Source organism: Bhargavaea ullalensis (genome assembly GCF_042432615.1).
GTDB lineage: Bacteria > Bacillota > Bacilli > Bacillales_A > Planococcaceae > Bhargavaea > Bhargavaea ullalensis.
In genome coordinates this window covers 26,401-49,319 of the sequence record NZ_JBHLWY010000040.1, presented here as the reverse complement: position 1 = coordinate 49,319, position 22,919 = coordinate 26,401, and the positions used below count along the sequence as shown (strand labels likewise).

General features: G+C 58.5%; 21 protein-coding genes and 1 other annotated feature. Of the genes, 7 read left to right on the top strand and 14 right to left on the bottom strand.

Translation table 11 applies throughout. The annotated features are described in order from the left end of the window. Positions 1 to 142 precede the first annotated feature (142 nt). On the top strand, positions 143 to 457 hold the full coding sequence (locus ACFFIY_RS09660; RefSeq protein ID WP_354196432.1) for a hypothetical protein: 315 nt from the start codon (positions 143 to 145) through the stop codon (positions 455 to 457). A gap of 49 nt (positions 458 to 506) precedes the next feature. Here ACFFIY_RS09660 and ACFFIY_RS09655 read toward each other — a convergent pair whose 3' ends face one another. The 5 genes from ACFFIY_RS09655 to pepV are packed head-to-tail and all read right to left on the bottom strand — an operon-like array spanning position 507 to position 5,262. Further along, complete coding sequence (locus ACFFIY_RS09655) at positions 507 to 1,358, bottom strand: YtnP family quorum-quenching lactonase (RefSeq protein ID WP_354196430.1); 852 nt, start codon at positions 1,356 to 1,358, stop codon at positions 507 to 509. 24 nt (positions 1,359 to 1,382) lie between these two features. Continuing rightward, on the bottom strand, positions 1,383 to 1,985 hold the full coding sequence (trmB, locus tag ACFFIY_RS09650) for a tRNA (guanosine(46)-N7)-methyltransferase TrmB (RefSeq protein ID WP_354196502.1): 603 nt from the start codon (positions 1,983 to 1,985) through the stop codon (positions 1,383 to 1,385). Next, complete coding sequence (locus ACFFIY_RS09645) at positions 1,915 to 2,979, bottom strand: diacylglycerol/lipid kinase family protein (RefSeq protein WP_354196428.1); 1,065 nt, start codon at positions 2,977 to 2,979, stop codon at positions 1,915 to 1,917. The genes trmB and ACFFIY_RS09645 overlap by 71 nt, the downstream gene beginning before the upstream one ends. 2 nt (positions 2,980 to 2,981) lie before the next feature. Then, complete coding sequence (gene dat / locus ACFFIY_RS09640) at positions 2,982 to 3,833, bottom strand: D-amino-acid transaminase (RefSeq protein WP_354196426.1); 852 nt, start codon at positions 3,831 to 3,833, stop codon at positions 2,982 to 2,984. A 40-nt stretch (positions 3,834 to 3,873) separates the two neighbouring features. Continuing rightward, on the bottom strand, positions 3,874 to 5,262 hold the full coding sequence (pepV, locus tag ACFFIY_RS09635; protein WP_354196424.1) for a dipeptidase PepV: 1,389 nt from the start codon (positions 5,260 to 5,262) through the stop codon (positions 3,874 to 3,876). A gap of 280 nt (positions 5,263 to 5,542) precedes the next feature. On the opposite strand from pepV, the gene ACFFIY_RS09630 reads away from it, so the two are divergent. Beyond that, on the top strand, positions 5,543 to 5,764 hold the full coding sequence (locus ACFFIY_RS09630) for a DeoR family transcriptional regulator (RefSeq protein ID WP_354196422.1): 222 nt from the start codon (positions 5,543 to 5,545) through the stop codon (positions 5,762 to 5,764). Positions 5,765 to 5,805: 41 nt separating this feature from the next. Here ACFFIY_RS09630 and ACFFIY_RS09625 read toward each other — a convergent pair whose 3' ends face one another. Both ACFFIY_RS09625 and ACFFIY_RS09620 read right to left on the bottom strand, forming a co-directional pair. Then, positions 5,806 to 6,525: a pseudouridine synthase gene (locus ACFFIY_RS09625; RefSeq protein ID WP_354196420.1), complete on the bottom strand. Its 720-nt coding sequence runs from the start codon at positions 6,523 to 6,525 to the stop codon at positions 5,806 to 5,808. A 10-nt stretch (positions 6,526 to 6,535) separates the two neighbouring features. Beyond that, complete coding sequence (locus tag ACFFIY_RS09620) at positions 6,536 to 8,146, bottom strand: putative polysaccharide biosynthesis protein (RefSeq protein ID WP_354196419.1); 1,611 nt, start codon at positions 8,144 to 8,146, stop codon at positions 6,536 to 6,538. A gap of 337 nt (positions 8,147 to 8,483) precedes the next feature. Between ACFFIY_RS09620 and ACFFIY_RS09615 the strand changes: the two genes are divergently transcribed. Then, positions 8,484 to 9,755, top strand: coding sequence for a BaiN/RdsA family NAD(P)/FAD-dependent oxidoreductase (locus ACFFIY_RS09615; RefSeq protein WP_354196418.1), 1,272 nt, complete (start codon positions 8,484 to 8,486; stop codon positions 9,753 to 9,755). 190 nt (positions 9,756 to 9,945) lie between these two features. Here the strand turns inward: ACFFIY_RS09615 and leuS are convergent, their stop codons facing one another. Further along, positions 9,946 to 12,363, bottom strand: coding sequence for a leucine--tRNA ligase (leuS, locus tag ACFFIY_RS09610; protein WP_354196417.1), 2,418 nt, complete (start codon positions 12,361 to 12,363; stop codon positions 9,946 to 9,948). 40 nt (positions 12,364 to 12,403) lie between these two features. Further along, positions 12,404 to 12,618, bottom strand: a binding site (T-box leader). Positions 12,619 to 12,747: 129 nt separating this feature from the next. Here leuS and ACFFIY_RS09605 point away from each other — a divergent pair. Continuing rightward, positions 12,748 to 13,971, top strand: a complete 1,224-nt coding sequence (locus ACFFIY_RS09605; RefSeq protein ID WP_354196415.1) for a CynX/NimT family MFS transporter — start codon at positions 12,748 to 12,750, stop codon at positions 13,969 to 13,971. 71 nt (positions 13,972 to 14,042) lie between these two features. On the opposite strand, the gene ACFFIY_RS09600 is transcribed toward ACFFIY_RS09605, so the two are convergent. The 6 genes from ACFFIY_RS09600 to ACFFIY_RS09575 all read right to left on the bottom strand — a co-directional run bounded on the left by ACFFIY_RS09600 (position 14,043) and on the right by ACFFIY_RS09575 (position 20,114). Beyond that, positions 14,043 to 15,221, bottom strand: coding sequence for a DUF4129 domain-containing protein (locus ACFFIY_RS09600; RefSeq protein WP_354196413.1), 1,179 nt, complete (start codon positions 15,219 to 15,221; stop codon positions 14,043 to 14,045). After that, entirely contained in the window at positions 15,218 to 16,381 is a 1,164-nt protein-coding gene (locus tag ACFFIY_RS09595) for a DUF58 domain-containing protein (protein ID WP_354196411.1), read from the bottom strand. Before ACFFIY_RS09595 ends, ACFFIY_RS09600 begins: the two co-directional genes overlap by 4 nt. After that, positions 16,378 to 17,325, bottom strand: a complete 948-nt coding sequence (locus tag ACFFIY_RS09590; protein ID WP_354196500.1) for an AAA family ATPase — start codon at positions 17,323 to 17,325, stop codon at positions 16,378 to 16,380. The genes ACFFIY_RS09595 and ACFFIY_RS09590 overlap by 4 nt, the downstream gene beginning before the upstream one ends. Positions 17,326 to 17,401: 76 nt before the next feature. Beyond that, a complete protein-coding gene (locus ACFFIY_RS09585; RefSeq protein ID WP_354196498.1) occupies positions 17,402 to 18,058 on the bottom strand; it encodes a 3-oxoacid CoA-transferase subunit B in 657 nt (218 codons plus the stop codon). Between the two features lie 26 nt (positions 18,059 to 18,084). Then, on the bottom strand, positions 18,085 to 18,771 hold the full coding sequence (locus tag ACFFIY_RS09580; protein WP_354196409.1) for a CoA transferase subunit A: 687 nt from the start codon (positions 18,769 to 18,771) through the stop codon (positions 18,085 to 18,087). A gap of 155 nt (positions 18,772 to 18,926) precedes the next feature. Then, positions 18,927 to 20,114 (bottom strand): MDR family MFS transporter, encoded by a 1,188-nt coding sequence (locus ACFFIY_RS09575; RefSeq protein WP_354196407.1) that lies wholly within the window; start codon positions 20,112 to 20,114, stop codon positions 18,927 to 18,929. A 168-nt stretch (positions 20,115 to 20,282) separates the two neighbouring features. On the opposite strand from ACFFIY_RS09575, the gene mnmM reads away from it, so the two are divergent. From mnmM to ACFFIY_RS09560, 3 genes are all read left to right on the top strand, one after another. Continuing rightward, positions 20,283 to 20,870 carry a tRNA 5-(aminomethyl)-2-thiouridylate-methyltransferase MnmM gene (mnmM, locus tag ACFFIY_RS09570; protein WP_354196405.1) on the top strand — a complete coding sequence of 196 codons (588 nt, stop codon included), beginning with the start codon at positions 20,283 to 20,285 and terminating at the stop codon, positions 20,868 to 20,870. Positions 20,871 to 20,965: 95 nt separating this feature from the next. Continuing rightward, the gene (locus ACFFIY_RS09565) at positions 20,966 to 22,045 is read left to right on the top strand and encodes a type III polyketide synthase (protein WP_354196403.1); all 1,080 of its coding nucleotides are present in this window, start codon (positions 20,966 to 20,968) and stop codon (positions 22,043 to 22,045) included. An 8-nt stretch (positions 22,046 to 22,053) separates the two neighbouring features. Further along, positions 22,054 to 22,602, top strand: coding sequence for an isoprenylcysteine carboxyl methyltransferase family protein (locus ACFFIY_RS09560; RefSeq protein ID WP_354196401.1), 549 nt, complete (start codon positions 22,054 to 22,056; stop codon positions 22,600 to 22,602). Positions 22,603 to 22,919 lie beyond the last annotated feature (317 nt).

The window sequence follows — 22,919 nt, the reverse complement described above, 5'->3', positions numbered from 1 at the left end:
CCTTCCCATTGTAGACGATGGTTCAGAATGTTTCCACCGGGTTCTTTCGGAAGACGAAATTCAATCTTCCGATTTCCATATAGGGCCTGCCGGGCTTTCTATGATATACTGTGAAAAAAGCGTGCCTGAGGAGGGAATTGGGATGAACATGAAAGACTTTGCAGTAGGTGCCATCGCCGGCGCAGTTGCCGGTGCCGCGGTCGTTGAGGCCGTGAACCGTGCCGACCGGAATGTGCCGGCTGAAAAAGTGCTGGATAGCGTCAAGAGTGCGTTCAAGAAAGAAGGGCCGATCGAAGGCTCCTGGATTGTCATGAAGACGGAACCATTCCGACAAAAGGCCGTCCAGCTTGACGTGTACCGGGGCGGTCTCACCCGTGAAATCGAAGGCGTCTTCGAAGAATACGAGTTTGCGGCGGATGCCAAAACGGGCACCGTCGTCGAGATGACAAAAATCTGATCCACTTGCAAAAGGCGCCGCTTCCCGGCCAGGGAGCAGCGCCTTTTTTTCATTCAAACGGAGTCCGCTTGAGCGTTTCGGTCATTTCCTTCCCGCTTTCATCCCAGCGGATCATCCGGTAGACGGCGTCGTGGTAAAAAATGAATCGCCAGTTGCCTTCATAGGCCTCTTTCAACAGGCGTTCCTTTGCGAAGATGGAATCCATCGGGTAGTCGTCAAAGCCGAGCACCCATAGCGGATTCTGATGGGCATGGGTCGGCATGATGTCGCCCATGTGGATCATCGTCTCCCCGTCCCGCCGGATCTTGATGACCGCATGGCCATTGCTGTGGCCGCCCGTATGGATCATCTCGATGCCCGGAAGCACTTCGATCCGGTCCTCGAACGTCTTCACCTGGTCTTGGACCGCCTCCCAGTTTTCCCGGAAGTAGGTGCTCTTCGACCGGATATTCGGCTCTCGCATCTCGTCCCACTCGATTTGTGACGTGTAAATGACCGCGTTCGGGAAAACGGAAACGAAGTTGTCCCCTTCCCGCTTCGTCAAGCCTGCGGCATGGTCGTTGTGCAGATGCGTCATGAGGATGATGTCGATGTCCTCCGGTTTGAGGCCGAGCTCTTCCAGGCTCTCTTCTATGCGGGATTCCCGTGTCACCCCAAGGTTCCGGATCTGCTTGTCCGTCAGCTTGCCGGCACCGATGCCGGACTCGATCAGGATGTTCTTCCCGCCGGTCTGAAGGAGGACCGGCTCCGTGGCAAGTTCGATTTTATTGTCTTCGTCGACGGCGTATTTCCTCGACCAGAGCACTTTCGGGACAGGCCCGAACATCGCTCCGCCGTCCAGTTTGTTGAATCCCCCGTCAAGCCAGGTCAGCTTGATGTCGTGAAAGTTGTACTCATCCATGATGGATTCCCCCTCGTTCCTGAATTATTCCCCTTCGTCAGGCGCATTCCGAAATGCGGCTTCCAGCCGGTAGATCGGCTGGCCCATCGAGGAGAATTTCTCCTCGTATTCCGTCATGATGTTGTCCTCCGGATTGTCCGCATGCAGATCGAGCGACACATCGGCCAGCCTCATGCCGTAATCGGTCATGTTCATGAGCGAGTATTCAAACAGGCCCCGGTTGTCTGTCTTGAAATGCACTTCCCCGCCGGCCGGCATGACCGACTCATAAAGGCGGAGAAAATTGTCGTGGGTGAGTCTGCGCTTGGCGTGACGTGTTTTCGGCCACGGATCCGAGAAGTTCAGATAAACGCGGGACACCTCACCCGGCGCAAAAAATTCGGCCATCCTGCCCGCATCGACATTCAGCAGGCGCAGGTTGCCCGGCTTGTCCGCCACTTCGGCTTTCTGCACGGCGGTGACGATGATGTCGCGGAACATTTCGATGCCGATGTAGTTGATATCCGGGTTGGCCTGCGCCATTCCCGTGATGAAGCGGCCTTTCCCGGTCCCGACCTCAATGTGGATCGGCCGGTCGTTGCCGAATGCTTCCTTCCACCGGCCCTTCTGTTTTTCCGGTTCCGGAATGACGATTTCCGGACGCTCTGCTATGTAAGCTTCCGCCCATGGCTTGTGGCGTGCTCTCATGATTATCCCTAACCTTCCTGTTGCGTGTTGGTCCTGCGAGCCGCCAAGCGGCATGCCGGACGGCAAACGGAATGGCGCGGCCCGGCTCTGCCAGGCCCGCATCCTCCCCGTCTGTATGGACCGGCATCGCTCGGTCCGCAGTCAGTTCAAACCTTTCTCCTGCCTGCCGGTAAACTTCCCTGAAACGGACATGGCTGCCCGTAAATACTGTCCCGAAGACGAGCAGCAGTTTCAGCCGGCTCAGTCCGTGGATGACCGTGAGTTCAAGCTTGCCGTCCGCCGGGTCGGAACCGGGCGAAATCATCATCCCGCCGCCGTAGTACGGCTGATTGCTGACAGCGGCAAGCCAGACCTTGTCAAAACGTATCTGCCGGCCGTGCGCGGTCACCATTAGCCCAAACGGGCGGAAGGCGAACAACGCCCTGAAGATGAAAAAGGCGTAGATCAGCTTGCCTGCCCCGAAACGGTTGAAAGCACGCTTGAAGTGCGACCGGTTCACATCGCGGGAAATGACGGCGTCAAAGCCGACACCCGCGCTGTTGACGAAGACTGACCGGTCCTCTGCCCCGGCGGTGCCGAGGTCATACGGTCCGAATTCCGTAAACCGGGCGATTTCATCTGCGTTTTTAAATGACCGGTAGCCCCGGCCGAAGTCATTGCCGGATCCCGCACCAATCGAACCGATAAGCACATGCGGGAAGCCCGCCGCGCCCCGGATCACTTCATGGACGGTTCCATCGCCTCCGAAAGCGACAAGGAGAATCGGGCGGGGATCTCCGGCTGAAGACAGACCCCGGGCAACGGCAACCGCATGCCCGGGGCCTTTCGTCATGACTGTCCTGTGCGGAAAGCCGATCTGTTTCCGAAACGATGCCCACCGGTCAAGCGACCTGCCGTTTTTGGCAGCCGGATTGACGATGAAGACGACTTCCACGTTTATTTTGATGCAACCGGTGCGGGCAGCTTCTTGTCGAACGCGGCCATCAGGGCCTTTGTGACAGGTCCCGGCCGGCCGTCGCCGATCTGGCGTCCATCGATGGCCGAGACCGGCGCGATTCCGTTTGTCGTTGAGGTCATGAAAAATTCATCCATTGTGTAGACGTCTTCAAGAGCCATCGGCTGTTCATGGACCGGCTGGCCAAGCTCCTCGCAGCACTCCATGACGACCCGGCGCGTGATGCCGTTCAGGATGAAGTTGGAAACCGGATGCGTATGGATGACGCCGTCCTTCACGCCGAACACGTTCGAGGACGAACCTTCCGTGACCGTGCCGCCGCGGTGCAGGAGCGCTTCATAGCAGCCGTGTTCATGGGCTTCCTGTTTCGCGAGCACATTGGCGAGCAGATTCAGGCTCTTGATGTCGCAGCGCATCCAACGGATATCCTCGACGGATTTGAGCGAAACGGTTTCGGCCGGCTCCGCCCCTTGTCCATACGCTTTCGTGTATCCGGTGATGACCGGCACGACGCCTTCGCCCGGAAATTGGTGTACGCGCGGCGCAGCCCCCCGTGTCGCCTGGACATACACATGGCCTTCGATGATGCCGTTGTCTTTGACAAGTTGTTCGATCTTCGCTTTCATTTCCTCTTCCCCGTACGGAAGATCCATGCGGATTTTGGAGGCCGATTCATAGAGCCGGCCGATGTGCTCGTCCGCCGTGAACAGGATCCCGCCGTATACCCGGATCACTTCATACACACCGTCCCCGAAATAATAGCCGCGGTCTTCAATGGAGACGGTGATCTCATCTTCTTTGACAAATCGGTCATTCAGCAAGTAGGTGGACATTCCTGATCCTTCTTTCATAAATGATTGTCGGGAAGCCGGATCATTTTCCGGCAAGCTCCGCAATGGCGTCGGCGTAGATCCCGGCCGCCTTCACGAGGTCTTCAACAACTGCATATTCGTCTGCCTGATGGGCGACGTCCGGCCTGCCCGGGAACAGCATCCCGAAGGCCACGCCTTTTTTGAGCGTGCGGGCATACGTGCCCCCGCCGATCGCCAGAAGCTCCGCCGGATCGCCGGTTTGGCGCTCATACACGCGCTGGAGCGTCCGGATGAACGGATCGTCCGCATCCACATGGTGGGGCGGCGAATCAGATGACAGATCCATCCCGAAGCCGGACCCCTCCAGAGCCCGACGGCAGCGGGACAGCTTTTCTTCCAGCGGATATTCGACCGAGTAGCGCATGCTGACCGCCACTTCTCCGCCGTTCTTTTCATTATACGTCAGGACGCCGGCGTTGAGCGTTGTTTCTCCGGAAATTTCGTCAGAGAATTCGAGTCCGAGAAAACGGCCCCTTGAATCGTCGCCGAATGCCTGCGAGACAAACGAAGTGAACCGGGCGGCATCGCCTTCCATGAACGGATCCAAAAACTCTGCAAGACGGATTCCCGCGTTGACGCCGTCTTCCGGCTCCATCGCATGGGCGGCCTTGCCTTGCAGGAACAGCCTGCTGGCTCCTTCGCCGGCGGATTCAATAGTTCCCTCGAGTCCGTTGTCGCCGAGGAAGCCGCGGAAAGGTTCCAGGAGTTCTTCTTCGGGAAGCTTCACGACCGCCTCCGCCTCATCGGGCACCATGTTCGTCCGGCTGCCGGACCTAAATGAAACGAGCGGACCGGTTCCGGAGAATGGCACCTGCGAAAAGACGAGACCTGCGATCCCCTTTTCTGCAAAGATGATCGGGAAGTCGGCATCCGGTGCAAAACCGATGCCCGGCATTTCTTCCGTTTCAAAATACCTGTCCATGCATCGGAAGCCGCTTTCCTCGTCCGCTCCGATGATGAGGCGAACACGCTTGCCCAGCGGGATCCCCGCTTCCTTCACCATCTTCATCGCATGCCAGGCGGCGATTGTCGGTCCTTTGTCGTCGATCGCTCCTCTGCCGAACACTTTGCCGTCGCGGACATCCGCCCGGAACGGCGGCGTGGTCCATCCTTCCCCTGCCGGAACAACGTCCACGTGGCAGAGGATCCCGAGAAGTTCCTCTCCTTCTCCCATCTCGATGTGGCCCGCCTTGCCGTCGATGTCCTTAACGGTCATCCCTGCCTTCCTGCCTTCTTCGAGCATCCAGTCGAGCGCGCGTCTCGGCCCTTCCCCGAACGGAGCCCGCTCATCGGCAGTCGACTCATCGAGCACGCTGTTGATCGAAATGAGCGCTTTCAAGTCTTCTATGAGCACGTCCTCGGCTTGCCGGGATTTCATTTTCCAGTCCATATTTCCGCCTCCCGTCAGTTATAGTGCCATTCTACACGTTCCTCAAAAAATGAAAAGCCGTATGCAGTTCCTTTGCCAGATTGTAAATATTGTAAAACCGAGCCGGTGACGTTGGAATACTCTAATTATTGTTGTATAATAAGAGAGGGACCGTTCGGGTTGCCCAAACCAAACAAAGGATGTGTACGCCCTCTACAGAAGAGTCTTCGAGCATGGCTCGACGCTTTGGACGTCCGCTGGTCTTGCCAAGGAGATAAATGGTGAAGGAGTGGTTCTGGACATGAAACCTACTACCGACCGGATGCTCACCCGGATCAAGGATGTTTATTTGTACATCCGGGATCGGGGCACCGTCACGACCGATGATCTGGTCGATGCATTCGGCATCACTCCGCGCACGGTCCAGAGAGATCTGAACGTGCTTGCTTTCAACGGCTTGGTCGACAGCCCCAGCCGCGGCAAATGGACAACGACGGAGAAACGGGTAAAACTGACTTCTTGAGACTGTACACATACGAAAAGGATGGCCTGCCTCGCGGCGGGTCATCCTTTTTTGTGTGTTTTCAGCTGTTCCAATTCTTCCCCCGTCAGTTCACGCCAGTCGCCTGGCGCAAGACCGGGATCCAGCGGCAGCGGCCCCATCGCGAGACGTTTCAGGAAGACGACCCGCTTGCCCCGTGCTTCGAACATCCGCTTCACCTGATGAAATTTCCCTTCCGTGATCGTCAGTTCGATTTCAGAAACCGGTCCTGCCGAAAGGATGTTCAGCACGGCAGGCTGCGTGATGTATCCGTCGTCCAGTTCCACGCCGGCCGCAAAGGCCTCCCTGTCCGCTTCGGTCACTTCTCCGCTCACTCTGGCAAAGTATATCTTGTCGACGTGCCGTTTCGGGGACAGCAGTTCATGCGCCAGCTTTCCGTCGTTCGTGATGAGCAGCAGGCCTTCCGTGTCTTTGTCGAGGCGGCCGGCCGGGAACGGCTCGAACCGGCGGTATTCATGAGGCAGCAGGTCGATCACCGTCCGGTCCCGGTTGTCTTCGGTCGCCGAGACGACGCCCGGCGGCTTGTTCATCATGATGTAGATGAACTCCCGGTAGTGGACCGGATCCCCGTAAACGGTGACGCCGTCAACCGCCGGATCGACATGGAGCTTCGGGTCCCGTGCGACCTCTCCCCCCACGCTTACCGCCCCCTGCTTGAGCAGGGCCTTCACTTCTTTCCTCGAACCAAAGCCGCTGTTGGCCAGCAGTTTGTCCAGTCTCAAATCATTCGCCTCACAGTCCGAGTTTGTCGGTCAGCCGCTTGAGCCGGTCGCCGAACAGCTTCTGGGCAAGACCGGATTTAAACGAAATGACCGCATAGACGACCGCACCGACCGCAGCCGTCACGACGATATAAATGAATGCCCTCCCCTTCGTATCCGCAGGGCCGAACAGCCGGAGTCCCTTCAGCGTGAGCCAGGCGGCAAGCGCCATGGCCAGATTGAATACGAGAATGAGCAGCAGGCGGCGCATGACCATCGACGAGCGGTAGTTCAGCGCACGCGAGGCGACAATGATATTCATCGCGACCGCCACACCGTAGCCGATCACCGTCGCAAGAATCGCCCCCTCCGCTTCAAACAGCTTGATGAGCGGAATGTTCAGCGCCAGTTTCAGGAACAGGCCGATGAGCAGGTTCAGGACGATCCACTTGTGCCGGTCGATCGCCTGCAGGATCGAGCCGGTCACCGAATACAACGCGAACAGGATCGACGTCGGGGCATAGGCGCGCAGAATATCCGCGCCGACCGGGTCCTGTTCAAACAGAAGATGGTAAAACTCGCCCGACAGAATCATCAGGCCGAGGACCATCGGGAAAGTGAGGAAAGCGACGATCTGATACGTCTGATCAAGCGAGCGGGTCATCGCCGGGCGGTTGCCCGTCGTGAAGTAGCCCGTAATGATCGGGATGAGCGCCATCGAGAACGCCGTCCCGATCATGACCGGGATCATGACGATCTTGTGTGTCGTGAAGTTCAGCATCGCGAGCATCCCGTCCGACACGGAAGCGAGCCCGATGGACGCCATCGCCCGGTTGAATGTGATCATATCGACAAACTGGAACAGCGGATTGGCCAGCCCGACAAGGACGATCGGGAAAATGTAGACAATGAGTTCGCGGTACATGTCCTTCAGGCTGGCCCCGTTCGAGTGGGTGCTCCCATCAAGCAGCCGGTCGAACTCCGGCTTTTCGCGTTTCCAGTAATAGCCGAGGATCGCCAGGCCGGCCAGTGCACCGATGAACGCGGCGAACACTGCAAACGAAATCGCAGTCCTCGGCGATTCTTCCATGAAGTTGATGACGACATACACGCCCGCCAAGACGAACAGAATCCGGACGATCTGCTCCAGGAGCTGGGATACGGCAGTCGGCGTGAACTGCTGATAGCCCTGGAAAAAGCCGCGCGTCAGGCTCATGAACGGGACGACGATGAGCGCGAAGCTCACCCACCGGATCACGCCGGCGATTTCATCGACCGAGAACACCTGCTCATCATCGGCGATGACCATGTGCGCCATCGGTTCGGCTAGGAAGAACAGGAGGAGGAACGAGACAATCCCCGTCCCGATCATGATGCCGAGGCTGGATTTGAACAACCTGCGCCCGGTTTCATAGTCGCCGAGCGCATTATATTTGGAGACAAATTTCGACACTGCGATCGGCATGCCCGAAATCGCGAACGACAGCATGATGTTGTACGGTATGTAGGCATACTGATAAAGCCCCAGGTTCTCCTTGCCGACCATCGCATAAAGCGGAATGACATACAGGAGACCGAGCGCCTTGGACAGGAACAGCCCGATCGACAGGACCGCCGTCCCTTTGACTAAGTTGGATGACATAGGACCGTTCCTTTCTATAAACTATTCTACAGTGTACTCCGCGGCGGCCGATATCTCAAATCCTTTTGCGGAGATCGTGTTGTATAATGAAGGACGTGCCCGTGCAGAGCGGGTTGCCCGGGCTGCACGCGGCCGCCGGACGCGAATCATTCGACTCGGGGGCGTAATCGTTCGACTCATAGGCTTAATCATTCGACTCAGGGACATAATCGTTCGACTCGGGGACATAATCGTTCGACTCGATAAAACCTGCGTTCCAACCGGGAATGCAGCCGGCAACAACTGAATTGTCTTCTGGCCGGGTCTCAGGCCCGGTCATTTTGAAAGGATGGAAACTATGCATGACGTGATCATCATCGGCGGCGGTCCTTCGGGGCTCATGGCCGCCGCGGCTGCGGGGGCGGAAGGCGCCGATGTGCTACTGATCGAGAAAGGAAACAAGCTCGGCAAGAAACTCGCCATCAGCGGAGGCGGGCGGTGCAATGTGACCAACAATCTGGATTACGAGGAAATCATCCGCCACATCCCCGGCAACGGCCGATTTCTCTACGGACCGTTCTCCGTTTTTGACAATCAAGACATCATCCGCTTTTTCGAGGGGCTTGGCGTTCCGTTGAAAGAAGAAGACCACGGCCGGATGTTCCCGGTGTCCGACAAGGCATCAGACGTGGTCGACGCGCTGACGGGCGAGCTCGAAAAGCTCGGTGTCAAAGTCCGGTTCGGCGCACGTGTCGCCAAGCTGCTCATGGATGAGGAGCACATTCTCGGCGTCCGGCTCGAAAACGGAGAGGAAATCCGGAGCCGTTCGGTCGTCGTGGCATCCGGCGGCAAGGCCGTTCCTCAGACCGGTTCGACGGGCGACGGCTATCCGTGGGCGGAACGTGCCGGCCACACCGTCACCGAATTGTATCCGACCGAAGTGCCGCTTCTCTCCGGCGAGCCGTTCATCCGGTCGAGGACGCTCCAGGGCCTCGCCCTCCGGGATGCGGCCGTATCGGTGCTGAACAAGAAAGGCAAGACGCTCGTCACCCACCGGATGGACATGCTGTTCACCCACTTCGGGCTGAGCGGCCCGGCGATCCTGCGCTGCAGCCAGTTTGTCGTAAAGGAAATGAAAAAGACCGGCGGCGCTCCGGTCACGATGCAAATTGATGCGTTGCCTGATGAAAACACCGAAGAAACGTTCCAGAAGCTAGTGAAGGGCGCAAAGGAAGAGCCGAAAAAAGCGGCGAAAAATCTTTGGAAAGGCTTGGTGCCTGAGCGGTGGCTGCTGTTCCTCATGGAAGAAGCGGAAATCGATCCGGCGGCACCCGCAGGCCAAATCGCCCACGAGAAGCTGCGCAGCCTGTCCCGTCTTCTGCATTCATTCGAAATGACCGTGAACGGCACCCAGCCGATCGAAAAGGCGTTCGTCACGGGCGGCGGAGTGTCGGTGAAGGAAGTGTGGCCGAAAACGATGGCGTCCAAGAAAAAAGCAGGTCTCTTCTTCTGCGGTGAAATCCTCGACATCCACGGGTACACGGGCGGATACAACATCACTTCCGCACTCGTCACCGGCCGGATCGCCGGCATGAACGCAGCACAGTCTGCGCTCGGAACAGGTGAATAAGGCAGCATAAAACCCGGAGCAGGTTTTTCCCGCTCCGGGTTTTTCATTTCCCCCGGCGTTATCTTTATCTGATGAAGCATTATCTTTATCGCCCAAAACGTTATCTTTATCAGGCAAAGCGTTATCTTTATCGGATCTATGAACGAAACCCGGAGCAGGTCTTCCCCGCTCCGGGTTTTTTGCGTCCGGCTCAGCCGGCAACCACGATATTCACAAGCCGTCCCGGAATGGCGATCACTTTCTTGATTTCCTTGCCTTCCGTCAGTTCCTTTACCCGAGGCTCCGCGAGTGCGGCTTTTTCCAGGTCTTCTTTCGTGACATCTGCAGACACCACAACTTTTGTGCGTACTTTGCCATTGATCTGGACGGCGATTTCCACTTCGTCATCGACGAGCTTCGATTCGTCCCAGGCCGGCCATTGCTCATACTTGATCGTCTCTTCATGCCCGAGGATGCGCCAAAGCTCTTCCGTGATGAACGGGCAGATCGGCGACAGCATCTTCACGAAGCCTTCCGCATATTCCTTCGGCAGCTTGTCGGCCTTGTAGGCTTCGTTGATGAACACCATCATCTGCGAAATCGCCGTGTTGTTGTGCATGGCCTCAAGGTCTTCCGTCACTTTCTTGACCGTCTGGTTGTACACTTTGTCGAGCGCGCCGTCATTTTCTTCCGTGATCTTCGAAGAAATCGTGCCGTCCGCTTCCGTGTACAGGCGCCAGATCCGGTCAAGGAACTTGCGGGCACCGTCAAGTCCGTTCGTCGACCAGGCCTTCGATGCATCAAGCGGCCCCATGAACATTTCATAGAGACGGAGCGCATCGGCGCCGTGGCTTTCGACGATGTCGTCCGGATTGACGACGTTGCCCTTCGACTTGGACATCTTTTCATTGCCCTCGCCGAGGATCATGCCCTGGTTGAACAGCTTCTGGAACGGTTCCTTCGTCTTCACGACACCGATATCATAGAGCACTTTGTGCCAGAACCGCGCATACAGCAGGTGAAGCACCGCGTGCTCTGCTCCGCCGACGTAGATGTCGACCGGGAGCCAGCGCTCGGCGAGCTCCGGATCGACGAGCTGCTCGGAGTTGTGCGGGTCGATGTAGCGGATGTAGTACCAGCAGCTGCCGGCCCATTGCGGCATCGTGTTCGTCTCGCGGCGGCCTTTCATGCCGGTCTTCGGATCCGTGACGCTGACCCACTCCTCGATGTTCGCGAGCGGAGACTCGCCGGTGCCGCTCGGGCGGATGTTGTCCGTCTTCGGCAGCATGAGCGGCAGCTCTTCTTCCGGAACGGTCGTCATCGTGCCGTCTTCCCAGTGGATGACCGGGATCGGCTCGCCCCAGTAGCGCTGGCGCGAGAACAGCCAGTCGCGCAGGCGGTACGTAATTTTCTTCTCGCCCGCCCCGTGCTCCTCGAGCCAGGCGATGGACTTGGCAATCGCCTCGTCTTTATCCAGTCCGTCGAGGAATCCGGAGTTCACATGCGGGCCGTCGCCGACATATGCTTCTTCTTCGACGTTGCCGCCCGCGACCACTTCCTTGATCGGCAGGTCGAATTTCTTTGCAAATTCATAGTCGCGCTCATCGTGTGCCGGGACGGCCATGATGGCGCCCGTCCCGTACGTGGACAGTACGTAATCGGCAATCCAGATCGGCATCTTCTCCCCGCTCACCGGGTTGACGGCGTATGCGCCGGTGAAGACGCCCGTCTTGTCCTTGGCCAGATCCGTCCGTTCGAGATCGCTTTTCGTCTTCACTTTGTCAAGATACGCATCGACCGCCGCCTGCTGCTCCGGCGTCGTGATGTCGGAGACGAGTTTGTGCTCAGGTGCAAGCACCGCGTAGGTGGCGCCGAATATTGTATCCGGGCGGGTCGTGAACGCTTCAAACGACTTTCCGGACCCATCGACCGGGAACTGGATCTGTGCACCTTCGGAACGGCCGATCCAGTTGCGCTGCATTTCCTTCAGGCTGTCCGGCCAGTCGAGGTCGTCGAGATCTTCGAGCAGGCGGTCGGCATATTCGGTGATGCGGAGCACCCACTGGCGCATCGGACGCCGTTCGACCGGGTGGCCGCCGCGTTCGGACAGGCCGTCGATGACTTCTTCATTCGCGAGCACCGTGCCGAGTGCAGGGCACCAGTTGACGGGCACTTCGTCCACATAGGCGAGGCCGCGTTCATAAAGCTTGATGAAGATCCACTGTGTCCATTTGTAATATTCCGGATCGGTCGTGTTGATCTCCCGGTCCCAGTCATACGAAAATCCGAGTTCCTGCATCTGGCGCTTGAATGTCGCGATGTTCCTCGCCGTGAACTCGGCAGGGTCATTGCCGGTGTCCAGCGCATACTGCTCGGCGGGCAGGCCGAATGCATCCCAGCCCATCGGATGAAGGACATTATGCCCCTGCATCCGCTTGAAGCCGCTCAGGATGTCGGTTGCAATGTATCCGAGCGGGTGGCCGACATGAAGCCCGGCGCCCGATGGATAAGGAAACATATCCAGTGCATAAAACTTCGGTTTCTCCGGTTCGTCGACCGTCTTGAATGTTTTGTTTTCTTCCCAGTACTTCCGCCATTTGCGGTCGATTTCCTGATGATTGTAGCTCATGGCCCATTCCTCCTTAGAAATAAAAAATCCCCCGTCCCGAAACAGGGACGAGAGACTGTTGCGCTCCCGTGGTGCCACCCAAATTGACGGCAAGCCGTCCAGCTTTTCCTTAACGCGGAGGGACGGCACCTGCAGGCAATTTCCTGCGGTGCGGACTCGGGAGGCGAGTTCGGCGTTCCGTCCTGCCGGCTTGCACCGACCGCCGGCTCTCTTGGAAGGACCGGAACGCTTACTATTCCCCGTCAACGTCTTTGACTATTGGCATTATTGTACCCGATAGTCCATGCCGCCGCAAGTACCAGTGTGCGGGCGGATTTACACGGATGAAGCCCGGTGGTACGATGATGGAAGCATTGTTTGTATTTTCTGTCTGGAGGGCTGCATTTGGAAGAAACTCATACATATCGATCAAAGCGGCTCCGGCTGCCGCCCGGTGCCTGGCTCCTGCTGATCGGCGTCATCGCCATCGCCTTTACCCTGCGGTCCCCGCTCACTTCGGTCGGCCCGGTCATTTCCCGGATCATGGAGGACCTGGGCATTTCCAGTACGATCGCCGGCTTCCTGACAACAATCCCGCTCCTCGCATTTGCGCTCGTTTCCCCGGTCGTGCCGAAGATCGCTGACCGGATCGGAATGGCAAGAAGCCTGTTCATCGCCCTGCTTCTCCTGGTTGTCGGGATCTTTATCCGGTCGGCCGGAGGAACCGGCATGCTCATCACGGGCACTTTCCTGCTCGGCGTGGCAATTTCATTCGGCAATGTGCTTCTGCCGAGCCTGGTGAAGATGAACTTCCCTCTTCAGGTCGGTCTCATGACCGGCGTCTACACCGTGTCGATGAATCTCTCGGCAGGCATCGCCGCCGGGCTCAGTGCGCCGATCGCCAACTCAGTTGCAGTCGGATGGCGCGCTTCCCTCGGCATCTGGGCTTTGCTCGCCGCCGTCGCAGCCATCATCTGGCTCCCGCAGGTGAAGAAGCGGCCGGTGCTTGAAGTGTCGGGCCCGTCTGCCGGACCCGCACCGAGGCCGCTCTGGAAATCCCCGCTCGCCTGGGGCGTCACGTTCTTCATGGGCCTTCAGTCGGTCATGTTTTATACGACGGCCGCCTGGGTGCCCGAAGTGCTCATGTCGCGGGGGATGGATGAAAGTGCGGCGGGCTGGATGTTTTCGCTCGTGCAGTTCTCGCAGATCCCGTTCACGTTCATCATCCCGATCGTGGCGGGCCGGATGAAAGACCAGCGGCTGCTCGTGGCAATCATCACCGTCTTCTACATCTCCGGATACGGCGGATTGTTTGTGAACAACATGGCGCTCACTCCGCTTTGGATGGTCCTGATGGGCGTATCCGGCGGCGCCTCGTTCGGGCTTGCGATGTTGTTCTTCGCGCTCCGGACGAACACGCCGGCCGAAGCCGCCTCGCTGTCGGGGATGGCCCAGTCGCTCGGCTATCTGCTTGCCGCGGCAGGCCCCGTCCTGTTCGGCGCGTTCCATGACATGACAGGCGCCTGGAACGCATCAATCTGGCTGTTCATCGTCACGATCATCCTGCTGTTCCTGTCCGGACAGATGGCCGCCAGGAACGAGAAGACGGTGCCGACTGCGGAACAATGAAAATGATACGCGCGGTGAATTCCGAAAACGCCACACCACCATGTATCGGGTCACCTCGCCGGTGTCTTGCATCACCCCAGCCGGCGGATCAGCCGCCGAAATTCCTTCGTTTCTTCCGTCGTTGCCGGCCCTTCCCCGTAGCGGACCCGGACGTACAATCCTTCCAGCACATCGGCTGTTTCCCGGTCCGCTCCGAGATCGGCAAGCCATTCGCCGAAAGTCTGCCCGGCCCTGCGACCGCGGCCGGCATGGCTCATCTTCCTCTCCAGCCGGAACACTTCCCGCCGGACCGGATCGGACGGCCGGCGGGACCGGGGACTCCGCCGGCCGGGGCTTTCTGCCGGCACCCGGCTTTCCGGAAGAACATCCGGCCGCTGCATCGAGCGGGCGGCCCTGTACCGGTGAACCAAATACAGCGTCACTGCCGCCGCAACGATCAAGAGGAGGATGAAAAACACCACCGCGGCCCAAGGATGATCAGGAAGCCCGTCACCGCCCGTGAATTGAAAATCTTCCTGCTCCCCGGCTTCTCCCGCGTCCGGCTGCCCACTGTCGATCTGTTCCTGTTTTTCATTGAGTAGGTCAAGCAATGGCTCCGCCGCCTGCAGGAACGGCGAGGCGGCCCAGCCGACCAGGCTTCCGAGCACCGACATCAGCCAGGCGGCGGGAACGGCCAGCCGGCTCATGATCGGCCCGAGATTCAGGACAGCTGCGGCAAACAAAACGGCCGCCGCCGCCAACACAGCCAATACGCCGTCTTGTTTGCTGCCTCCCTGTCCTGTTTGGAGAACGGTTTTGGCCACTCGGACGAACACCGCAAATCCGAATTGTAAAATGAGCACTTTTAAAAGTGCATCCCCCGCTTCGCCCCCGATCAGGAAGAATGCGGCAAGACCGTAGCCGGCCGACAGGAGTGCAGCCGCCAGTTCCGTATCATGCGGACCGCCGGAAGCGAATGCGCCAAACCGCCAGACGGCGACCACTGCCAGGATGAGGGAGAATCCAAGGCTCAGTCCGCATGTCATACCGGCCAGGAACGCCAGCACCAACGCGACCAATGCGGCAAGGAGGGCATTCTTCCTCCTTAACGGGAAATACCCTGCACCGCCTGCCAAGAGAGCGAGGATCACCGGCCAGGCCGGCGGCAATTCATCCTGGAACAGATAAGGGGGTGCCGAGAAGATATACACAGCCGTGAATTCCAGAATCAGGGCGGCCAGCCGGATGGCAGTCATCCGCGGATCCTTCATCCCGCCTCCACCTCCCGCTCCGGTTTGATGAGGTGCACGGGAACCCCTTTCCTTCTCAGGAGGCGCTCCATGCCGGCCGCACTTTCGGCCGCCTCACCGAAGTGCAGAAGAACATGCCCCTTGCCGGCAACCTTGGAAATGCCGCCGTACATGTTCGTCGGATCCGCCACGGTGGCGGATGCCGGAAGACGGGCAAGTGTCTGGAGCACGGAGGTGAAATGGGAAGGACCCAGTCCCGCGGGAACGCGAAGATAAGAACGCGCGCCCGCCATCCGGACGTTGAGCCACACTTCCGTTTCAATGCCCCTCTTTTCCGCAACACTCATCGCAAAAGCAATCTCACCGAAAATCTTCTCGGTCTGCCGTTCACCGGGCTGCCCGGACCGGTCCCCCGGCAGGTTCGCGGCAAGGATCCAGCGCGTGAGCACGACCCGCTCGAATTCCTTCGTCCGCAGTTCGCCGGTCCTGGCTGTTTCCTTCCAAGCGACCGACCCGAACGGATCTCCCTGCCTGTATGTCCGGCTGCCGCGGGGCATCGTCGGTTCTTCAAACAGCGACATGCGCTCCGGTGACGCACCGGGCTCCAGCCGGGAAAGCCGGGCCGGAAGCTGAAACGGCCGCAGTTCCGGATACACGCAAATTTCTTTTCTGACATATCCGGTGTATGTAAGCCAGATCGTGTAAAGCCCGAGAAGATCGCGCACACTCACTTTCAGGACCGGATACCGGGCAAATCCGCGCTTGGCCGCCAGGACATCCAGCGGAAAGACGGCAGTCTCTCTGCCCAGGAGGAGAAGCGGGCGGTATTCATCCGGGCCCTTTCCGTTCCCGCCAAGTGCCCCGTCCCGGTCGAGCAGTTCTGCCGACCAGGAGGCACTGAGGACCGGCAGCCGGCCGGCATTGGTGAAGCTGAACAGCAGCCGGCCTTCATCACCGGGAAACAAACGGAGGACCGTCCGCTCGTTCCTGAACCGGATATTGCGGGCGGCACGGAACACGTAGGCATAATTCCCGATGACCACGAGGAGAATGGAAAGCGGCAGGCTCCAGACAAGCGGATTTTTCCCGAACAGGGCAACGAGGAGAAAGACGACCGCCGCCAGGCTGACGGCCAGCGCCCGCCGCTCCGCATGGACTTTCAGATGGAATTGGCCGCTCAACGTCCTCCGACATCCTCTACAGGGACGGGAATTCTGTCCAAAATCGATGCCAGCACTTCTTCGGGTGCTTTTCTCATCGAGGCCTCCACCGTCAGCGAAAGGCGGTGGACAAGAACCGGCACAGCCAGGTCCCGGACATCTTCGGGCACGGCAAAGTCCCTGCCCCGGAGAAGGGCCCTGCTTTGTGCGGCCCGCATGAGGGCGATGGTTCCGCGGGGGCTCGCCCCCGTCTCGACGTCCGGATGGTCCCTCGTTTCCCTCACCAGATGGATCAGGTATTCCTCGACCGCCTCATTCACACGGACCTTCAGCGCTTCTTTGCGGATGGACCGGATGTCGTCCAGGCCGGCGGACGGGGCGGACGTTTCTGGCCGTCCATGCATGTATGAGCGGAGCATCGCCCGCTCTCCCCCTTCAGACGGATACCCCGGCTGGATCTTCATGAGGAACCGGTCCATCTGAGCCTCAGGAAGATCGAACGTTCCCTGGGCCGACTCGATCGGGTTTTGTGTCGCGATGACGAAAAACGGTTCGGGCAGCGGGTGCGTTTCCCCGTCGACTGTCGCCTGGTGTTCCTCCATCGCCTCCAGCAAACTGGACTGTGTACGCGGCGTGGCCCGGTTGATTTCATCCGCGAGCAGGATGTTTGTCATGACGGGCCCTTTCCTGAATTCGAATTCCTGCGTCTTCATGTTGAAGAACCGAATGCCCGTCACGTCGCCCGGCAGCACGTCGGGCGTAAACTGAATCCGGCTGAAGGAAGCATCGATGACAGAGGCCATCGTCTTGGCCAGCACGGTTTTCCCCGTTCCCGGCACGTCTTCCAGAAGCACATGGCCGCCCGCAATGAGCGCCGTCAGCATAAGCTCGGTCACTTCCTCTTTTTCAAACAGCACCTGTCCGACCGCTGACTGCATTTTTTCCAGCAACTTGTGCCCGGCCATCCCCTCCACTCCCCTTTCTGATTCATCCGGATTCGTCAAAAAAGCCGGAAAAGTCCCCTTTTCCGGCCCGTTTGAATCACGCATTCTCTTTTACGTCGCTTGTATCCAGTTCCGCTTCGGTGGCATTCACGACATCATCCACGTTGAAGCCTTCGAACACTTCCTTCAGCTTGAGTCCGTCCGGCGTGACTTCGATCATCGCCCGCTCGGTGATGATCATGTCGACTACACCCTTGCCGGTCAGCGGAAGCGAGCACGCTTTCCGGATTTTCGGCGAGCCGTCCTTGGCCGTGTGGTCCATGATGACGATGATTTTCTTTGCACCGTGGACCAGATCCATGGCGCCGCCCATTCCTTTGATCATCTTGCCCGGGATCATCCAGTTCGCAAGATCTCCGGTTTCAGACACTTCCATGCCGCCGAGTATGGCGACGTCGATGTGCCCCCCTCGGATCATCGCAAATGACTCCGCGTTGTTGAAATAGGCAGCTCCCTTGATCGCCGTCACGGTTTCCTTGCCCGCGTTGATCAGATCCGGGTCGACTTCGTCTTTCGCCGGATAAGGCCCGATTCCAAGCAGGCCGTTCTCCGACTGCAGGATTACGGTTTTGTCATCCGAAATATAATTGGCCACGAGCGTCGGCATGCCGATCCCGAGGTTCACATAGTCCCCGTCATGGATTTCCTGCTCGGCACGCCGGGCAATCCGTTCCCTTACTTGTGCTTTGTCCATCGTCCACTCTCTCCTTTCGTCGATCTTCACCGGGTCGTGAGCCGCTCGATCCGCTTTTCCTGCTTTGCCTGGATGAGCCGCTGCACGTAAATGCTCGGCGTGTGGATGCATGCCGGATCAAGATCACCGGTTTCCACGATCTCTTCCGCTTCTGCAATCGTCACTTTGCCGGCCGCCGCCATCATCGGATTGAAGTTCTGTGCGGTCTTGTTGTAGATGAGGTTGCCGAGCTTGTCCGCCTTCGCCGCACGGACGAGTGAGAAGTCCGCCGTCAGCGCTTCTTCCAGCACATATTCCTTGCCGTTGAACGAGCGGATTTCCTTTCCTTCCGCCACCGGTGTTCCGACGCCGGCAGGAGTGAAGAAAGCCGGAATGCCGGCACCGCCTGCACGGATCTTCTCGGCGAGCGTGCCCTGCGGCGTCAGTTCGACTTCAATTTCTCCCGAAAGGACCTGACGCTCGAATTCCTTGTTCTCCCCTACATAAGAGCCGATCATCTTTTTGATCTGCTTGTTGTTCAGGAGCAGGCCGAGGCCCCAGTCGTCCACCCCGCAGTTGTTCGAGATGACGGTCAAGTCCTTGACGCCGCTGTCGACAAGCGCAAGGATCAGCTGTTCCGGAATGCCGACGAGCCCGAACCCGCCGACCATGATGGTCGCTCCGTCGCGGATGTCCGCCACTGCCTCGGCGGCCGCATCATATATTGGTTTCATGGAATCCCCCTCCGTTTCTATTGTGCAAACGCCTACATTTAATTAAATCAGAAGAATCCGCCGCTTGCAACGGTCTCGCGGCTCCGGGCCAGAAAGAGTCACCCGCAAAACCAAAAAGAGAGCCCCCGCAGCAACAGCGGAGACTCTCATTCTGATTACTGTGAAGCGGACTCCCGGGCTGCCTGCCGCTTGATCGGCAGGTCGTACAGGAGGCTGGTCAGGATGGCCAGGCTCATGACGGCCGTCAGGATGGTCAGCATCATGTGCGTTCCGTACAGGTCGACGAGCACGCCGCCGAGCACCGGACCGACCATCCGGCCCGCAGTCGAGACGCTGTTGACGATCCCCTGGTAAAACCCTTCCCGTCCTTTCGGGGCGAGGTTGTTGGCGATCGTCGGGATCACCGGCCAGACGAACATCTCACCGAATGTCAGGATGACCATCGACGTGGCGAACATCGCGAATGACTCCGCAAAGCCGACGACGACGAACGAAACGATGAAAATGACGATTCCGATCAGCATCTGGATCTTCAGCTTGTCTTCGATGCGCTTGATGATCGGCTTGATCAGCGGCTGGCCGAGCACGATGAGCGCGCCGTTGATCGTCCAGAGCAGGCTGTACTGAGCGAGCGACACGCCAAGGTCGATGGCGTGCGTCGAGATGGTCGTCGTCCATTGCGAATAAACGAGCCATGTCAGGAAAAATCCGCTCAGCACGATGACCAGCGAATAAAGAGGCGCTTTCTGCCGGATGGTCTTCTGTTCCTTGATGACCGAAGTGTGCGTCGCCGGGTCGATCTTGAAGCCCCGGTAGAAGAAGACCGCGATCAGCAGGAAGAGGACATACATGATTGTGTTCGCATGAAAAATGTAATCGATTTTGTATGAGGCCACGATCCCCGCGAGGGCCGGCCCGATGGCGACACCCGCATTGTTTGCCAGATAGATGGCGTTGAACGCCTTCCGGCCGCCCTCCGGCCAAAGGGTCCCGACCATCGCATACATGCTCGGAAAGACGATCCCCCCGCCGAAGCCGAGAAATGCCAGCAGCCAGACGTACTGTGGCCAGCCGTGCCAAAATACGAGTCCGACCAACGCAATGAGCGACAGCACGATTCCCGTGATGACCGAACGGTAACCGCCGATCCGGTCGAACAGGAACCCGCCGAGCATATTGCCGACAATCCCGGCTGCCGAGTTGGCCATGAGGACCAGCCCCGCGACAGACAGCGATTTGTCGAGATGATCATGCATGTAAATGGTGTTCAGAGGCCAGATGAACGAGTTTCCGACCGTGTTGACGAACATTCCGATGACCAGAAGCCACACACTTTTCGGCACGGCCGTCACCTCCCTGATTTAAAATCACTTCCATGATTGTATTCCCCGAAAGAACGCATTTCAATATGGCCGGCCATTGTCCGAACATTGCAATCGCCGGCGGATGGTGCCCGGCCGTGCCGGATGGTAACATGGGAACTGATTTCAAAGCAAGAGGAGTGGCTTTTAATGGAACTTGGAAGATCGCTCGCACAGGCGAGGCGCTGGATGGAAAAGACGGTAAAGCCGGGAGAAACGGTCATCGACGGAACCGCGGGAAACGGCCACGACACCCTGTTTCTGGCCCAACTTGTCGGAGAAGCAGGAACGGTTTTGGCATTCGACATCCAGCAGGAAGCCCTCGATTCGACGGCTGCGAGGCTCGGCGGGATGTCCGCACGCGTGGAGCTCATTCTCGACAGTCACTCGGAAGCGGCCAAATATGCGGATCGGCCGGTCGGCGGCGCCATGTTCAATCTTGGTTTCCTGCCAAACACCGGAGACCGGACTGTCATTACGCGGCCGGAGACGACCGTCCGGGCGATCCACTCGATCCTCGGACTCCTCAAGAAACAAGGACTGATCACCGTGTGCGTGTATGACGGCCACGAGGGCGGGGCCGAAGAGCGTGATGCTCTGCTCAAATACGCCGGCAGCCTCCATGAAAGCGAAGTCCATGTCGCCAGGTATGAGCTCCTCAACCAGCATGGACACCCGCCTTTCCTGATCGTCTTTGAAAAGAAAAAGGAATTCGGCGAACCGGCGGTCATCGCTTAAAGAACCGGGTCTTTCTAACTTTGGGGCGGTCGGCATATCCTGTCCCTGCAGGGGTATTCAGTAAGAAAGGACCAGAAACCGAAGGAGGAACCGAAATGCCCGTCATCCAATCGATATACACAACCGTGCCGGAACACGAAATCCGGCAGGACGATGCCGCGGGGCTCACCCGAAGGCTGTTCAAGGAAAAGTTCAAAGATATTGAGCGGTTGCTCCGAGTGTTTGACAACGGCGACATCGAAACCCGCCATGTGGCCATGCCGCTTGAGTGGTACGAAGAGAATCACCCGTTCGGCGTCCGAAATGACCTATATATCGAACACGCCGTCCGCCTCGGCGCAGAGGCGATTTCCGGCTGCCTGAAAAACGACCGCTTTCTCGGCCGCGAAGTGGACTTCCGGGAGATCGACGCGATTTTCTACGTTTCAAGCAGCGGCATCGCCACGCCGAGCATCGAGGCACGGATCATGAACAAGCTGCCTTTCCGGGACGACGTCAAACGGATTCCGATCTGGGGGCTCGGCTGCGCAGGCGGTGCTTCGGGCATCAGCCGGGCACATGACTATTGCCTGGCGCATCCCGGCCACAAAGTGCTCGTTCTCTGCGTCGAGCTCTGTTCGCTGACGTTCCAGAGCGAGGATTATACGAAGAGCAACCTGGTCGGTGCCTCGCTGTTCGCTGACGGCGTCGCCTGCGCGCTCGTAACGGGCGACGGTGCGGACATCCCTTCTGCATCCACGCTGCCGAATGTCCGCTCCACCGTTTCAAAACTCATGCCGGATTCTGAGGACGTCATGGGCTGGGATGTCGACGACACCGGACTCCACGTCATCTTTTCCAAGAGCATTCCGGCGATCATTTCGGAGTGGCTCGGCCCGTTCGTCCATGAGTTTCTCGAAACGAATGGAATCTCCCCCCGGGACATCCGCCATTTCGTCGCGCATCCGGGCGGAAAAAAAGTGCTGACGGCCTATGAGGAGGCGCTCGGATTCGACCGGGGAATGACCGATGTGTCTCGCGAGATTCTAAGGCAATACGGCAACATGTCTTCCCCGACCGTGCTGTTCGTGCTTGAACAATTCATGCTCAGGCAGCCGGCTGCGGGCGAATCAGGCTTGATGGCGGCGCTCGGCCCCGGTTTTTCCGGAGAACTCCTGCTGCTTCAATGGAGGTGAAGGGACCGATGGCACTTTTCTGGGTTGTGATCCTCCTCGTCATCATTCAGCGTCTTGTCGAACTCCGCGTGGCCAGGCGCAATGAACAGCGGCTCCTGGCAAAGGGTGCGTTTGAGGCCGGCAAGTCCCATTATCCATATATGGTCGCCATGCATGCCGCCTTTTTCTTCAGCCTGATGGGGGAAGTGCTACTGGCACACCGGCCGCTTTCCCCGTTTTGGATCCCGCTTCTCGCCATTTTCCTCGCCATGCAGGTGCTTCGGGTCTGGTGCCTGTCATCGCTCGGCGAATTCTGGAACACGAAGATCATCATCCTGCCCGGTGCCAATGTCGTCAGGCGCGGACCCTACAAGTGGCTCCGCCATCCGAACTATGTGATCGTCACGACGGAGCTGCTTGTCCTGCCGCTCCTGTTTCAGGCTTACTTCACCGCCATCCTGTTCGCGGCACTCAATGCATGGATGCTGTCCGTCCGGATTCCCGCAGAGGAGCGGGCGCTGCGAAAGGCGACCGACTACACGGATCGCTTCGGCTCCGCCCGCACCGGGCGCCGTTGATGCTCCACCAAGAACTATGCCATTAACGCGAGAAGTTCGCACTTAGAGCAGGAGAATCGCACTTTGAGCGGACGGTTCGCGCTTAGAACGAGAAAGTCGCACTTAGAGCGGACGGTTCGCACTTAGAGCAAGAAAGTCGCACTTAGAGCGGACGGTTCGCACTTAGAGCAAGAAAATCGCACTTAGAGCGACCGGTTCGCACTTAGAGCAAGAAAATCGCACTTAGAGCAACCGGTTCGCACTTAGAGCAACCGGTTCGCACTTAGCGTAAGAAAGTCGCACTTAGAGCGGACGGTTCGCACTTAGAGCAAGAAAAT

Coding starts and splice junctions, on each gene's coding strand:
- ACFFIY_RS09660 (WP_354196432.1), top strand. CDS start 143: ATGAACATGAAAGACTTTGCAGTAGGTGCCATCGCCGGCGCAGTTGCC.
- ACFFIY_RS09655 (WP_354196430.1), bottom strand. CDS start 1,358: ATGGATGAGTACAACTTTCACGACATCAAGCTGACCTGGCTTGACGGG.
- dat (WP_354196426.1), bottom strand. CDS start 3,833: ATGTCCACCTACTTGCTGAATGACCGATTTGTCAAAGAAGATGAGATC.
- pepV (WP_354196424.1), bottom strand. CDS start 5,262: ATGGACTGGAAAATGAAATCCCGGCAAGCCGAGGACGTGCTCATAGAA.
- ACFFIY_RS09630 (WP_354196422.1), top strand. CDS start 5,543: ATGAAACCTACTACCGACCGGATGCTCACCCGGATCAAGGATGTTTAT.
- ACFFIY_RS09620 (WP_354196419.1), bottom strand. CDS start 8,146: ATGTCATCCAACTTAGTCAAAGGGACGGCGGTCCTGTCGATCGGGCTG.
- ACFFIY_RS09615 (WP_354196418.1), top strand. CDS start 8,484: ATGCATGACGTGATCATCATCGGCGGCGGTCCTTCGGGGCTCATGGCC.
- leuS (WP_354196417.1), bottom strand. CDS start 12,363: ATGAGCTACAATCATCAGGAAATCGACCGCAAATGGCGGAAGTACTGG.
- ACFFIY_RS09600 (WP_354196413.1), bottom strand. CDS start 15,221: ATGAAGGATCCGCGGATGACTGCCATCCGGCTGGCCGCCCTGATTCTG.
- ACFFIY_RS09590 (WP_354196500.1), bottom strand. CDS start 17,325: ATGGCCGGGCACAAGTTGCTGGAAAAAATGCAGTCAGCGGTCGGACAG.
- ACFFIY_RS09585 (WP_354196498.1), bottom strand. CDS start 18,058: ATGGACAAAGCACAAGTAAGGGAACGGATTGCCCGGCGTGCCGAGCAG.
- ACFFIY_RS09580 (WP_354196409.1), bottom strand. CDS start 18,771: ATGAAACCAATATATGATGCGGCCGCCGAGGCAGTGGCGGACATCCGC.
- mnmM (WP_354196405.1), top strand. CDS start 20,283: ATGGAACTTGGAAGATCGCTCGCACAGGCGAGGCGCTGGATGGAAAAG.
- ACFFIY_RS09565 (WP_354196403.1), top strand. CDS start 20,966: ATGCCCGTCATCCAATCGATATACACAACCGTGCCGGAACACGAAATC.
- ACFFIY_RS09560 (WP_354196401.1), top strand. CDS start 22,054: ATGGCACTTTTCTGGGTTGTGATCCTCCTCGTCATCATTCAGCGTCTT.